Source organism: Terrabacter sp. NPDC080008 (assembly GCF_040702505.1).
In the GTDB taxonomy this organism is placed as follows: Bacteria; Actinomycetota; Actinomycetes; order Actinomycetales; family Dermatophilaceae; genus Terrabacter.
In genome coordinates, this window is sequence record NZ_JBFBLC010000003.1 from 314,749 (window position 1) to 328,367 (window position 13,619).

Consider the following 13,619-nt stretch of genomic DNA (forward strand, 5'->3'; position numbering starts at 1 on the left):
GCGAGACCACAACCCGCGCCGACCGCCCCTGACGGCGGTCGGCCGCATCCCCGAGATCGAGGACAATGAAGGTCATGGAAGCGCTGCACGTCTACGACACCACCCTGCGCGACGGCGCCCAGCAGGAGGGTCTCAACCTGTCGGTGTCGGACAAGCTCGCCATCGCCGCGCTGCTCGACGATCTCGGGGTCGACTTCATCGAGGGTGGCTGGCCGGGCGCGAACCCGAAGGACACCGAGTTCTTCGAGCGCGCGCAGACCGAGCTGCAGCTGCGGCACGCGACGCTCGCGGCCTTCGGCGCCACCCGGCGCGCCGGTGGCTCGGCGGCCCAGGACCCCCTCGTACGCGCCCTGCTCGACTCGGGGGCCTCCACCGTCTGCCTCGTGGCCAAGTCGCACACCGGGCACGTCGAGCGGGCCCTGCGCACGACGCTCGAGGAGAACCTCGAGATGGTGCGCGACACGGTCAGCCACCTCGTCGCGGCCGGACGCCGGGTCTTCGTGGACTGCGAGCACTTCTTCGACGGCTGGCGCCTCGACCGCGACTACGCCCTGTCGGTGGTGCGCACCGCGCACGAGGCCGGCGCCGAGGTCGTGGTGCTCTGCGACACGAACGGCGGCATGCTGCCGCACCAGGTCGAGGAGGTCGTCGCCGACGTCATCGCCTCGACCGGTGCCCGTATCGGGGCGCACTGCCACAACGACACCGGTTGCGCCGCAGCCAACTCCGTCGCCGCGGTGCGTGCCGGTGCCACCCACGTGCAGGGCACCGTCAACGGCTACGGCGAGCGCACCGGCAACGCCGACCTCATCACCGTGGCGGCCAACCTGCAGCTCAAGCTGGGCCTCGAGGCGATGGACCCCACGTCCCTGCAGCGGGCCACGCACATCGCGCACGCCATCAGCGAGGTCACCAACGTCCCGGCCTACAGCCGCCAGCCCTACGTCGGGGCCAGCGCCTTCGCGCACAAGGCCGGGCTGCACGCGAGCGCCCTGAAGGTCGACCCCGACCTCTACCAGCACCTCGACCCGGCGCTCGTCGGCAACGGCATGCGCACGCTGGTCTCCGACATGGCCGGACGCGCCAGCATCGAGCTCAAGGCCCGCGAAGCGGGTCTCGACGTGTCGGACCGCCCCGACATCGTGGCGTCGGTGCTCGCCGAGGTGAAGGCGCTCGAGCTGCGCGGCTGGACCTTCGACGCGGCCGACGCGACGGTCGAGCTGATGCTGCGCGAGGCGCTCGACCCCGGCTGCACCGACTACTTCGAGGTGGAGTCGTGGCGGGTCATCACCGACTCGTCGGGGGAGGGGGACGCCACCTCCGAGGCCACCGTCAAGCTGCGGGCCGGCGGTGCCCGCCTCATCGCCACCGGCGAGGGCAACGGCCCGGTCAACGCCCTCGACCACGCGCTGCGCGAGGCCCTCACCCGGGCCTACCCCGAGATCGAGAAGATCGAGCTCATCGACTTCAAGGTGCGCATCCTGGACGCCTCGCACGGCACCGATGCAGTGACCCGGGTGCTCATCGAGACCTCGGACGGCGAGACGTCATGGGACACCATCGGGGTCGCGGGCTCGATCCTCGCCGCCTCGTGGCGGGCGCTCACCGACGGCATCGTCCACGGTCTGCTCCGTCAGGGTGTGCCGCGGCGCTGAGCCAGTCGGGTGGCCATCCCGGGCAGCCAGGTCGGGGCGCTCGCCCGGAAGGCGTCGGCGCTCGACCGAGGCGCGCCCAGGGGGATGGCGCCGAGCAGCCCCTCGGGCAGCCCGGCGATGTAGTCGCGGTTCGTCGTCTCGATGATGCCGGGCTCGTCCGGCCAGGCGCCGATGACCACCCCGAGCTGGGGGATCCCCCTGTGTGCCAGGGCCTCCCGTGTCAGCATCGTGTGGTTGAGCGTGCCGAGAGCGCTGCGCGCCACGATCAGGACGCCTGCGTCGGGCAGGCACGCCGTTAGGTCGGCAAGGGTCTCCGCGGCCTCGGTGAGCTCCACGAGCAGCCCGCCGGCGCCCTCGACGACGACGAGGTCCGTCCGCGCCGCCAGGCCGGTGACCGCACCGACGTGCTCGGCGAGCGTCGGCAGCGTCGCACCCTCGAGCCCTGCCGCCGGCCGGGGCGCCATCGGCGCTCGCAGCCGCACTCCTTCCGACGTCGTGGCGCCGGTGAGCCGCTCCACCTCGGCCATGTCGCCCGGCTCGCCGGGTGCCACGCCCGTCTGTGTTGGTTTGTATGCCGTCACGCGCAGTCCCGTGGCCTGCGCCGCTGCCACGACCGCAGCCGTGACCACCGTCTTGCCCACGTCGGTGTCGGTGCCCGTGACGACGACGATCCGGGGCAGGGGTGCCTCAGTCATCGAGGAGGCTCAGGTCCGAGGCCGAGGCCGAGGTCGGGGCCGAGGCGGTGGGAGGGCGCGCGTCCTCGCCGGCCACGACCGACACGAGGCCACGGGCGGAGGAGGGAGCGTCCCCCGCCCGTGACCCCGCGGTGGTGGCTGCCGTCCGGGTCGGGTCGAGCGCACCGGCACGGCGGGCCACCAGCTGCGCAGCCTGGCGCAGCACAGCGCCCGGGAGGTCGGCGCGCGCAGTGACGCGCAGCCGCGAGACCCCGTCGGGCACGCTGGGTGGTCGGAAGCAGCCCACGAGGATGCCCTCGGCGCGCAGGTCGAGCGACGCGGCGAAGGCGGCCTCGGGCGAGGGCATCGCGATGGACTGGACGGCGCCGGCGGCCTGCTCGATGCCGCACACGGCGGCGATGGTGCGCGCGTTGGCCCTCACCGCTTCGGCGAGCGACGGCTCGTCCAGCACGACCTCGGCCGCCGCCCGGGCAGCGGCGGCGGAGGCGGGCGCGAGGCCGGTGTCGAAGATGAAGCTCCGGGCGGTGTTGACGAGGTGGTGGCGCACGGCCGTGGACCCGACGACCGCACCTCCCTGCGAGCCCAGGGACTTGGAGAGCGTCAGCGTGACGACGAGGTCGTGGGCGCCGGCGAGGCCCAGCTCGTGCACCAGGCCGCGACCTCGGCCGGCGACACCGATGCCGTGCGCCTCGTCGACGACGAGCAGGGCGCCGTGACGGTGACACACCTCGAGCAGGTCGGGCAGCGGTGCGGCGTCACCGAGCACCGAGTAGATCGACTCGACCGCCACGAGCACCCGGCTGCCGGCTCGCCGTGCGAGCTCCCGGTCGAGCGCGGCCGCGTCGTTGTGGGGGAACGTCTCGTAGGGCACGCGCGACATGCGGGCCGCGTCGTGCAGCGACGCGTGGACGTGCGCGTCGAGGAGGATCTCGGCGCCGCGGCCACTGAGAGCGGTCAGCACGCCGAGGTTCGCGGCATACCCCGTCGAGAAGGCGAGGGCGGCGGGCCGGCCGGTGAGCCGGCACAGGGCTCCCTCGAGGTCCCGGTGGACCGGCAGCGTCCCGGTGACGAGCCGGCTGGCCGTCGCCGACGCGCCGTAGCGGGCGAGCGCCTCGTGGGCGGCGGCCACGACGCGCGGGTCGCGCGACAGGCCGAGGTAGTCGTTGGAGGCGAGGTCGACCGGATCCCGGGACTCCGACTCGGGGCCGCCCTGGCGCAGAATCGCGTCGAGGCGGTCGATCCCGTCGCTCCTGCGCCGCTCGTCCCGCTGCTCCAGCCACCGGTCCCAGCCGCTCATCCGTGCACCTCCGCGACGGCGCCGACGATGCCCTGCGCGACGAGGCGCACGTCGTCGTCGCTGCAGGCGTAGGGCGGCATGGTGTAGACGAGGTCGCGGAACGGGCGCACCCAGACCCCGCGTCGCAGCGCCGCCGCGGTGACGCGGGCGACGTCGACGGGAGAGGTGAGCTGCACGACTCCGACGGCGCCGAGCGTGCGCACGTCGGCGACGCTTCTCAGCCGGGCGGCGGGTGACAGGTGCTCGGTCAGGACGCGCGCGACGCGGCCCACGTCGTCCTTCCAGCTGCTCTCGACCAGCTCGACCGAGGCGTTCGCGACGGCGCAGGCGAGCGGGTTGGCCATGAAGGTCGGTCCGTGGAGCAGTGCGCGGAACTCGGAACGCGTGATCGCCTCGCCGACGCGTCGGGTCGCGAGCACCGCCGCCAGCGAGAGGTAGCCGCCGGTCAGCGCCTTGCCGACGCACACCACGTCGGGTGACACCTCGGCCCACTCCGAGGCGAAGAGGCGGCCGGTGCGGCCGAACCCGGTGGCGATCTCGTCGACGACGAGCAGCAGGCCGTGGTCGTCGGCGACCTCGCGGAGCACCTGCAGGCAGCGCGGGTGGTAGACGTGCATGCCGCCGGCGCCCTGGAGGACCGGCTCGACGACGACGGCCGCGAGCTCGTCGGTGTGCGCGTCGGCGAGCGACCGCACCTCCGCCTCCCACGCCTGCAGCGCGAGCTCGTCGCACTCCCAGCGGTTCTCGCCGATCGGCGTCGCGACCAGGCGCGCGGCCGGCGGCCTGGGTGCAAACACCTGGCGGGCCAGGGCGCCGGGGAAGGCGGAGTGCATCCCGTCCACGGGGTCGCACACGCTCATGGCGGCGAAGGTGTCGCCGTGGTAGCCGCCACGCACCGTGAGGAAGCGCTGTCGTCGCGGTCGTCCACGCGCCGCCTGGTACTGGAGGCACAGCTTCAGGGCCACCTCGACCGACACCGAGCCGGAGTCGGCGAAGAAGACGTGCGCCATCGGCCCGGGTGCGATGGCCGTGAGCCGCTCGGCGAGGCGCACCGCCGGCTCGTGGGTCAGCCCACCGAACATGACGTGGCTGAAGCGGTCCAGCTGCTCGTGGGCGGCCGCGTCGAGGACCGGGTTGCGGTAGCCGTGGACGGCGCACCACCACGACGCCATCGCGTCCACGGCCTCGAGTCGCTCCCCGTCCGGGGCCGTGAGGGTCAGGCGGACACCTGCGGCGCCCTCGACGGCATACGGCAGGGGGCCGTCCAGTGGGGCGTAGGGGTGCCAGACGAGCCCGCCGTCGCGAGCGGCGAGGGGTGAGCCGGCCGGGTCAGGCATTGGCCGGGACGTCCGTGCCCGCGCCTCGCCGGCGCTTGGCCGGGTCGTGGCCCGACGCGGTGGCCGGTCCCGTCTCGGCGGACGGCGTCGCGCCGAGGACGACGAAGCCGTGGTCGCGGATGAGCTCGAGGTCGGCTTCGGCGGCCTGTCCCTCGGAGGTGAGGTAGTCGCCGAGGAAGATCGAGTTGGCGACGTGCAGGGCCAGTCCCTGCAGCGACCGAAGGTGCATCTCCCGGCCTCCGGCGACGCGGATCTCCTTGTCGGGACAGACGAAGCGGGCCATCGCGAGGATCCGCAGGCACCGCCCTGGGGTCAGCTCCCACGTGCCCTCGAGGGGCGTGCCGTCGAAGGGCATGAGGAAGTTGACCGGGATGGAGTCGGAGCCGAGGTCGCGCAGCGCCAGGAGCGCCTCGACGAGCTGCTCGTCGCTCTCGCCGAGGCCGGCGATGAGGCCCGAGCAGGGGGAGAGGCCAGCCGCCTTCGCCCGGGTCACCGTCTCGACACGGTCGGCGTAGGCGTGGCTGGTGACGATCTGGTCGTGGTGCGACTGGGCGGTGTTGACGTTGTGGTTGTAGGCGTCGACACCAGCGGCTCGCAGGCGTTGCGCCTGGCCGTCCTTGAGCAGGCCCAGGCACGCGCACACCTCCACGCCCGGGTGCTCGGCCTTGAGTGCGCCGACCATGCCCGCGACGCGCTCGACGTCGCGGTCGGTGGGTCCGCGACCGCTCGAGACCATGCAGATGCGGGTCGCGCCACCGCGGAGGCCTGCGGCCGCCTGCTCGACGGCCTCGTCCGGCTTGAGCCAGGTGTACTTGAGGATGTCGGCCTGCGACCCGAGTCGCTGCGAGCAGTAGTGGCAGTCCTCGGGGCACAGCCCGGACTTGAGGTTGACGAGGTAGTTGACCTTGACGGTGTTGCCGAAGTGCTTGCGCCGCAGGCGTGCTGCCGCGGCGACGACGTCCAGCAGCTCGTCGTCGCTCGCGCGCAGGACGTCGAGGGCGTGCTCCTCGGTGACCGGAGTGCCGGCGAGCACCGTGTCGGCGAGGTCGTCGAACCGGCTCGTCATGCGATCTCCTTGCGCGAGGGGTTGAACGGTGTTCAACTGAACGGTGTTCAGTATGCCGAGCCGCTACGCTCGGCTGTCAACACGAGGTCCACCGAGGGCCGCAGGGGTCAGGGGCAGCGCATGGCACTCAGCCGGGACGAGGTGGTGGCCACCGCTGTGGGGCTGCTGCGCCGCTACGGTCTGGGCGACCTGACGATGCGGCGGCTCGCCCGGGAGCTCGGAGTGGCCCCGGGCGCGCTCTACTGGCACGTGGCCAACAAGCAGGAGCTCCTCGTCGAGGTGGCCGACGCGTTGCTGTCGGAGATCCCGCCGGCGCCCCAGGGGCACCCGCCGGCGGAGGCGCTCGCGGGCCTGTGCGTCGCGGTGCGCGACGCCCTCGTGCAGGTGCCCGACGCGGCCGACGTCGTCGGGATGGCGTATGCCGTCGACCCCGGTGCGACTCGAGCGTTGCGGGACGTCGCCCGCCTGGTCCACGACGCGGGGGCGCCGGCCTCCGAGCGCGACGAGGTGGCCGCCCTCGTGGTGCACCACGTCCTCGGGTCCATCGGGGGTCAGCAGAACCGTGGCCTGGCGGCGTTGGGCGACCCTGACCTGCCGCCGCCCGACCCGGCGAGCGAGGCGAAGGCGTTCGAGGTTGGCCTGGCCGTCGTCATCAGAGGGATCGAGCGGTCTCACTGACCGCCTCGCCGCGACCGCCTCGGATATCGACCACGTGGTCGGTTGTCGTGGCTCGGAGCCCCAAGATGTCTCGACAAGGGCGCATCTGGCGCCTTGTGGAGGCGAACCGCTGCGACCGGGGGCGGGTCGCGTCCGGCGGCGTCAGGCGGGGGTCGGGGAGGCCAGGGAGTCGGCGCGGTCGATGGCCTCGACGAGCCGGGCGCGCAGCAGCTGGCCGCGCTCGGAGAAGCCGCGCTGCTCGGCGGCGTACTGCGCCTTGCCTTCCGGCGTCTCGATCCGCACCGGCTCGTAGCCGAGCTCGCGCAGGTCGTAGGGTGCGGCTCGCATGTCGAGCGACCGGATGTCCCGGGCGAGCTCGAAGCAGTCCATGACGAGGTCGCTCGGCACGACGGGCACCAGTTTGTGGGCCCACTTGTAGAGGTCCATTCCGGCATGCAGGCAGCCGGGCTGCTCGAGGTCGGGCTGGCTCTCCCGCGTCGGCCTCAGGGCGTTCCGCGGCGCCGCCTCGGGTGTGAAGAAGCGGTAGGCGTCGAAGTGCGAGCACGCCACCTGGTGGCTCTCGACGACCGCGTCGGTGCCGGACGCTCCCAGCCGCAGCGGCCACCCGGAGTGCCGCACGTCCGAGGGGTCGAGCCGGTAGACCATCGCCCACTCGTGCAGGCCGAAGCAGCCGAACCGGGCGGGTCGCCCGGCGGTGCGCACGAGCAGCTCGCGCACGAACCGCAGCGTGTCGCCACGCGCGGCCACGAACGCGTCCACGTCGACGGCCACCCGGTCGCGCTCGGCGGCGTAGAACCGCCAGGCGGCCTGCGGGGCCTCATGGGCACCGGCGAGAGCCGCCCCGGCGCCCGGGTGCCAGCGGCGCAGCTGAGCCGGCTTGAAGGAGTAGTACGTGAAGAGGAAGTCCTCGACGGGGTGCTTGCGGTGGTCACGTCGCCGCGCCAGGTGCGCGGCAGTGACGGCGTCGACCCGCGACTCGTGCGCTGCCGTCCGCTCCCGCCACTCGTCCTGACTCATCACGTGCACCCGACGAGGGTAGGCGAGCCGACGGCCGCCCCGGCAACAGCCGGCGCGCCAGTGGCCGACCCGACCCGGACGCGGGAGACTGCCGCAGCCCCGGCCCACGGCATACGCTCGCTCCTGTGCGCCCCGCCGAGTGGTACCTCACCGCCCACGAGCGGGGCAACCCCTCGACGCGCCTCGACAGCCGCCACCCCGACGGGCGCGCCTGGACCGAGGGCAACCTCGTCACGCCGCTGGTCCACGGCAAGGCCTACTTCAGCGCACTCACCGAGCGGGTCTCGCGGATGCAGCCGGGCGACCTGCTGCTCTTCGTCGACTGGCGGGGCGATCCCGACGAGCGGCTGACCGGCGAGGCGGGCAGCGAGGTCGCCGGGCTCTTCGCCGAGGCGGCCCGTCGTGGCGTCGACGTGCGCGGTCTCATCTGGCGCTCCCACTGGGACAGGCTCGCCTTCTCGGCCGACGAGAACCGTCACCTCGGCGAGGACATCAACGCCGCCGGGGGAGAGTGCGTCCTCGACATGCGGGTGCGCCTCGGCGGCTCGCACCACCAGAAGTTCGTCGTGCTGCGCCACCCCGGCCGGCCCGAGGAGGACATCGCCTTCCTCGGCGGGATCGACCTGTGCCACAGCCGCCGTGACGACGCCACCCACGCCGGTGACCCGCAGCCGCAGACCATGGCGAAGGTCTACGGTCCCCGGCCGCCCTGGCACGACGTCCAGCTCGCCCTCACCGGCCCGGTCGTGGGCGACGTCGAGGCCGTCTTCCGCGAGCGGTGGGAGGACCCGCAGGCCCTGAGCCGGTCACCGATCCGATGGACCATGGACCGGCTCCGAGGTGACGGCCAGTCGCGCCGCCCGTTGCCGCCGCAGCAGCCGGACCCCGCACCCACCGGCCCGCACCCCGTCCAGGTGCTGCGCACCTACGGCCACCGCCTGGGCGGCTACCCCTTCGCGCCGCGCGGGGAGCGCAGCGTCGCCCGCGCGTACGCCAAGGCCTTCTCGAGGGCGGAGCGGCTGATCTACCTCGAGGACCAGTACCTCTGGTCCGAGGAGGTCGGTGCGCTCCTCGCAGCCGCCCTGCGCCGGTCGCCCGACCTGCGACTCGTCGCGGTGCTCCCGCACCAGCCGGACCAGGACGGCGCCATGAGCTACGCCCCCAACCTGGTCAGCCGCGCGCGCCTGCTGGACCGTCTGCACGCCGCCGCGCCCGGGCGCGTCGGTGTCTACGGCGTCGAGAACGCGGCTGGCACACCGGTCTACGTCCACGCCAAGGTCTGCGTCGTCGACGACGAGTGGGTCACCGTCGGCTCCGACAACTTCAACCGGCGCTCGTGGACCCACGACTCGGAGCTGTCCGCGGCCGTCGCCCACCCGGGGCTCGCCCGCGACCTGCGGCAGGAGCTCGCCCGCGAGCACCTCGGCGTCGAGGGCGATCTCGCGCTCGAGGACCACTTCGACGCGTATGCCGACAGTGCCGCCGCGCTGGCCGGCTGGCACCGTGCCCCCGCCGGTTCACCCCGCCCGGCCGGCCAGCTGCGCCCGCTCGACCGGCCCGACCAGAGCCGGCTCACCCGGCTGTGGGCCGACCCGCTCTACCGCCTCGTCTACGACCCCGACGGCCGACCGCTGGGTCTGCGCCTGCGCCGCACGTTCTGACCCGCGGACCTCGACACACCCCGAACGGCGGCCGGTCGTAGGGTGGGGCCCGTGCGCATCGCGAGGTACACGACCGGGGACGACCCGGCATACGGCATCGTCCAGGGCGACCCCGGCGGCGAGGTCATCACGCCGCTCGCCGGAGACCCCCTCTACGTCGGGCTCCAGCCCAGCGGGCAGCCGCCCGTCATGCTGGAGGACGTGCGCCTGCTGGCGCCGGTGATCCCGCGCTCGAAGATCGTGGCCGTCGGCAAGAACTACGCCGACCACGCCAAGGAGATGGGCGGCGAGGCCCCGACCGAGCCGATGCTCTTCTTCAAGCCGAACACGGCCGTCGTCGGGCCCTTCGACCCGGTGGTGCTGCCTGCCGGCAGCAGCGAGATCTCCTTCGAAGGCGAGCTCGCCGTCGTCATCAAGACGATCACCAAGGGCGTCAAGGCCGAGAACGCCGCCGAGTGCATCTACGGCTACACGATCGCCAACGACGTCACTGCCCGCGACTGGCAGCGGAGCGACGGCCAGTGGGCGCGCGCCAAGGGCTTCGACACCAGCTGCCCGCTCGGTCCCTGGGTCGAGACCGAGCTCGACCCGTCGGACCTCAAGATCGTCACCACCCTCGACGGCGACGTGCGGCAGGACGGCACGACCGCCGACATGATCCACGGCATCGCCTCCGTGATCGAGTACGCGTCGGCCGCCTTCACGCTGCTGCCCGGCGACGTCATCCTGACCGGCACGCCCGCCGGCGTCGGCCTCGTCGAGGCGGGCCAGCAGGTCACCGTCGACATCGCCGGCATCGGCTCGCTCACCAACACCTTCGTCCGGCGCTGACCCGCTGCGCCGCTAGGGTCGAGGCCATGAGCAACGACGACACGAACGCCGCCGAAGCCGCCGAGCAGCCCCAGGACGAGGGCTACGTCGGCCGCCACGCCCGTCCCGGTGCGCCTGACCAGGGGCCCGACGCGGACGCGACCTACGACGCGAAGCACGACGACATCGAGGGACCTCCCGGCGCCGTGCAGCGCTGACCCACCCAGCGCCCCAGGGGCGCAGCGACGGCGTCGCCCGGCATCGGCCGGGCGGCGCCGTCGCGTCCCGCCCGGCGGGGACCGCCCGCCGGGGCTCCCACTAGGCTGGTCGCACCATGAGCGACAACAGCAGCAGCACCGGTATGCCGTCTTCCCCCGCCAGCACCCCCGTCTCCGACGCACTCGACCCCACGCAGGTCGAGGTCCGCACCGAGGCGGCGCAGCGGGTCTCCACCTCCGACGGCTCCGGCCCGGTCCGCACCCGCGTGGCCCCCTCGCCGACCGGCGACCCGCACGTCGGTACCGCCTACATGTCGCTGTTCAACCTCGCCTTCACGCGGCAGCAGGGCGGCCAGTTCGTCCTGCGCGTCGAGGACACCGACCGCGTCCGCTTCCGCGAGGACTCCGAGGCCCAGCTCTACGACACCCTCGCGTGGCTCGGCCTGCACTGGGACGAGGGCCCCGACATCGGCGGCCCCTTCGCGCCCTACCGGCAGTCCGAGCGGCTCGACACCTACCGCCCGTACGTCGAGCGGCTCATCGAGTCCGGCCACGCCTACTACTGCTGGTGCTCGCGCGAGCGTCTCGACCAGATGCGCGAGGTGCAGCAGAAGACCAAGCAGCCGACGGGCTACGACCGCCTGTGCGTCGGCAAGACCCGTGAGGAGCGGGCCGCGCTGCCCGGCTTCACCGAGACGCCCGTGGTGCGGATGCTCATCCCCGAGGACGTGCCGCTCGTCTTCGACGACGTCATCCGCGGCAAGGTCTCGGCGCCGCGCCCCGACGACCAGGTCATCCTCAAGGCCGACGGCTTCCCGACCTACCACCTGGCGGTCGTCGTCGACGACCACCTCATGGGCATCACGCACGTCGTCCGCGGCGAGGAGTGGATCAGCTCGACGCCGAAGCACATCCTGCTCTACCGCTGGCTCGGCCTCACCCCGCCGAAGTTCGCGCACATGCCGCTGCTGCGCAACACCGACAAGTCGAAGATCTCCAAGCGCAAGAACCCCGCCGCGCGCCTCACGTGGTTCCGCGAGCAGGGCTACCTGCCCGAGGCGCTCGTGAACTTCCTCGCCCTGCTGGCCTACCCGCCGCAGCAGGACGCCGAGGGCGCCGACGTCGAGGTCTTCACCTTCGAGGACTTCAGCGCCACGTTCGACTGGGCCAAGGTCAACCCGATCGGCCCGATCTTCGACCTCAAGAAGCTCGACTGGCTCAACGGCGTCTACATCCGCTCTCTCGACCTCGGGGACTTCGCCGGCCGGCTGCTGCCCTACCTCGTCGACGCCGGAGTGCTCGGCGAGACGCAGTCGCTGGGGGAGCTGGCGCGGCTCAAGGCGATCGCCGAGCTCATCCAGACGCGCATCGCGCTCCTGACCGAGGCGCCGGCGCTCGTGCGCCCCTTCTTCGTCGCGGACGACGAGCTCGTCATCGACGACGACGCCCGCGCCCAGCTCAAGGACGATGCGCCGGCCGTGCTCGACGCCGCCCTGAAGGTCCTCGGCGACATCGACGACCAGGGCACCGGCCTCCTCGGCAGCGACAGTGACTGGAACGCCGCCCGCATCGAGGAGTCGCTGCGCACCGCGATCGTCGAGGGACTCGGCATCAAGCCGCGCTTCGCCTTCGGCCCGCTGCGCACGGCCGTCTCCGGGGCGCGCATCTCACCGCCGCTGTTCGAGTCGATGGAGATCCTCGGCAAGACCTCGACGCTGGCCCGCCTGGGCTCGCTGCGCGACTCGCTCTGAGGGCCGCCGGGTTGGGGGGCGCGTTCTGGCCGCTGCACGGCATACGGCTGCGCACGGGTGACCTCGACCTGCGCGTCATGACCGAGGGCGACCTGCCCACCCTGGTCACGCTCGTGCCCGACGACCTCCAGCTCAACCCGCACGCCACGACGTATGCCGGCCTCGACGCGCGCGCCAACCGGCGCGCCGTCGTGGCGCAGGCCTACTGGCGCGCCCTCGGCATGTGGTCGCCCGACGACTGGGCGCTGCCCTTCGTCGTCCGGAGCGCCCGCTCGGACGACGTCCTCGGCGTCCAGTGGCTCGAAGGGCCCGACTGGCGGGCGGACCGGACCGTCGACTCCTCCTCGTGGCTCGTGTCCGCCGCCCGCGGCCGGGGCCTCGGCACGCAGATGCGCGCCGCGGTGCTCGCCCTCGCGTTCGGCCCGCTCGGTGCCCGGGCGGCCATCAGCTCGGCGGTGGTCGACAACGCCGCGTCCCTCGGCGTCTCGCGGGCGCTGGGCTACCGCGAGAGCCACCGATCGGTGCTCGAGCACTCCGGGGAGCCGCTCCAGCACGTCCGCCTCGAACGCGCGGCGTGGGTGCACTCCGGGCGGGCGCAGGGCACCACCGTCACCGGCGTCGAACCGGCGCTGCCCTTCTTCGGCCTCGACACCCGGGAGTGAGCCCCTTGTCCCTGCACGATCTCCTCGCCGAGACCCGCGCCCTGCTCCTGGACGTCGACGACACGATCGTCGACACGCGGGGTGCGATGGTGACGGCGGGCACCCGTGCCGCAGCGACCCTCTGGCCGCACCGGGAGGCGGAGCACGAGGCCATGGCGCAGCGCTACTACGACGACCCGCAGCGCTGGTTCCCCCGCTACGCCGCCGGGGACGTCCCGTTCGACCACATGAGGGCAGCGCGGCTCGAGGAGGTCGCCACGGCCTTCGGCCTCGACGTCCCGGACGGCGGCCACGTGGCGTACGAGGAGGCGTATGCGCCGGCCTTCCGCGCCGCCCAGCGACTCTTCCCGGACGTCCCCGAGCTGCTGTCCGCAGCCGAGCGGCACGGCCTGCCCGTCGGCCTGCTCACGAACTCGGCGCAGGCACCCACCACGGTCAAGCTCGAGGCCCTGGGGCTGGCCGACCGCTTCGACGTCGTCGTGACGACCGACACCCTCGGCTTCGGCAAGCCCGACCCGCGCGTCTACCTCGAGGCGTGCCGACTGCTCGACGGTGAGCCGCACAGGGTCGTGTGCATCGGCGACAGCCTCGCCTGGGACGTCCTCGGGGCGCAGGCGGCGGGGTTGCGCGCCGTCTGGCTCGACCGCGAGGGGCGCGGGACGCCCGAGCAGGTGGCCTCGGTGCGCAGCCTGCGCGAGGTCACGGCGGCGCTCGATGGCCGATTTGGGCCACCGAGCGGGGACCGGTAGTATTCCCATTCGGTTCACCCCGT

Annotated in this window: 13 protein-coding genes; 8 read left to right on the forward strand and 5 right to left on the reverse strand. The window is 73.2% G+C overall.

The genetic code is table 11. The features are described from left to right. The first annotated feature begins 74 nt into the window (after positions 1 to 74). Positions 75 to 1,655, forward strand: a complete 1,581-nt coding sequence (gene cimA / locus AB0316_RS11635) for a citramalate synthase (RefSeq protein ID WP_366273173.1) — start codon at positions 75 to 77, stop codon at positions 1,653 to 1,655. On the opposite strand, the gene bioD is transcribed toward cimA, so the two are convergent. The 4 genes from bioD to bioB are packed head-to-tail and all read right to left on the reverse strand — an operon-like array spanning position 1,634 to position 6,050. Then, positions 1,634 to 2,350 (reverse strand): dethiobiotin synthase, encoded by a 717-nt coding sequence (gene bioD, locus AB0316_RS11640; RefSeq protein ID WP_366273174.1) that lies wholly within the window; start codon positions 2,348 to 2,350, stop codon positions 1,634 to 1,636. The genes cimA and bioD overlap by 22 nt on opposite strands. Then, positions 2,343 to 3,647 carry an 8-amino-7-oxononanoate synthase gene (locus tag AB0316_RS11645; RefSeq protein ID WP_366273175.1) on the reverse strand — a complete coding sequence of 435 codons (1,305 nt, stop codon included), beginning with the start codon at positions 3,645 to 3,647 and terminating at the stop codon, positions 2,343 to 2,345. Before AB0316_RS11645 ends, bioD begins: the two co-directional genes overlap by 8 nt. Beyond that, positions 3,644 to 4,984 carry an adenosylmethionine--8-amino-7-oxononanoate transaminase gene (locus AB0316_RS11650; protein ID WP_366273176.1) on the reverse strand — a complete coding sequence of 447 codons (1,341 nt, stop codon included), beginning with the start codon at positions 4,982 to 4,984 and terminating at the stop codon, positions 3,644 to 3,646. The genes AB0316_RS11645 and AB0316_RS11650 overlap by 4 nt, the downstream gene beginning before the upstream one ends. Then, positions 4,977 to 6,050, reverse strand: a complete 1,074-nt coding sequence (gene bioB, locus AB0316_RS11655; RefSeq protein WP_366273177.1) for a biotin synthase BioB — start codon at positions 6,048 to 6,050, stop codon at positions 4,977 to 4,979. Before bioB ends, AB0316_RS11650 begins: the two co-directional genes overlap by 8 nt. Before the next feature lie 120 nt (positions 6,051 to 6,170). On the opposite strand from bioB, the gene AB0316_RS11660 reads away from it, so the two are divergent. Beyond that, entirely contained in the window at positions 6,171 to 6,728 is a 558-nt protein-coding gene (locus AB0316_RS11660) for a TetR family transcriptional regulator (RefSeq protein ID WP_366273178.1), read from the forward strand. 141 nt (positions 6,729 to 6,869) lie between these two features. Here AB0316_RS11660 and AB0316_RS11665 read toward each other — a convergent pair whose 3' ends face one another. Then, a complete protein-coding gene (locus AB0316_RS11665; protein ID WP_366273179.1) occupies positions 6,870 to 7,754 on the reverse strand; it encodes a 3-methyladenine DNA glycosylase in 885 nt (294 codons plus the stop codon). 116 nt (positions 7,755 to 7,870) lie between these two features. Here AB0316_RS11665 and AB0316_RS11670 point away from each other — a divergent pair, with 116 nt between their 5' ends. The 6 genes from AB0316_RS11670 (at position 7,871) to AB0316_RS11695 (ending at position 13,596) form a co-directional block, all read left to right on the forward strand. After that, entirely contained in the window at positions 7,871 to 9,406 is a 1,536-nt protein-coding gene (locus AB0316_RS11670; protein WP_366273180.1) for a phospholipase D family protein, read from the forward strand. Between the two features lie 51 nt (positions 9,407 to 9,457). Beyond that, on the forward strand, positions 9,458 to 10,237 hold the full coding sequence (locus AB0316_RS11675) for a fumarylacetoacetate hydrolase family protein (RefSeq protein ID WP_366273181.1): 780 nt from the start codon (positions 9,458 to 9,460) through the stop codon (positions 10,235 to 10,237). Between the two features lie 26 nt (positions 10,238 to 10,263). Next, positions 10,264 to 10,434 carry a hypothetical protein gene (locus AB0316_RS11680; protein ID WP_366273182.1) on the forward strand — a complete coding sequence of 57 codons (171 nt, stop codon included), beginning with the start codon at positions 10,264 to 10,266 and terminating at the stop codon, positions 10,432 to 10,434. A 116-nt stretch (positions 10,435 to 10,550) separates the two neighbouring features. Beyond that, positions 10,551 to 12,185: a glutamate--tRNA ligase gene (gene gltX / locus AB0316_RS11685; RefSeq protein ID WP_366273183.1), complete on the forward strand. Its 1,635-nt coding sequence runs from the start codon at positions 10,551 to 10,553 to the stop codon at positions 12,183 to 12,185. An 11-nt stretch (positions 12,186 to 12,196) separates the two neighbouring features. Further along, on the forward strand, positions 12,197 to 12,847 hold the full coding sequence (locus tag AB0316_RS11690) for a GNAT family protein (RefSeq protein WP_366273184.1): 651 nt from the start codon (positions 12,197 to 12,199) through the stop codon (positions 12,845 to 12,847). Beyond that, a complete protein-coding gene (locus AB0316_RS11695; protein WP_366273185.1) occupies positions 12,844 to 13,596 on the forward strand; it encodes an HAD family hydrolase in 753 nt (250 codons plus the stop codon). Before AB0316_RS11690 ends, AB0316_RS11695 begins: the two co-directional genes overlap by 4 nt. Positions 13,597 to 13,619: the final 23 nt, after the last annotated feature.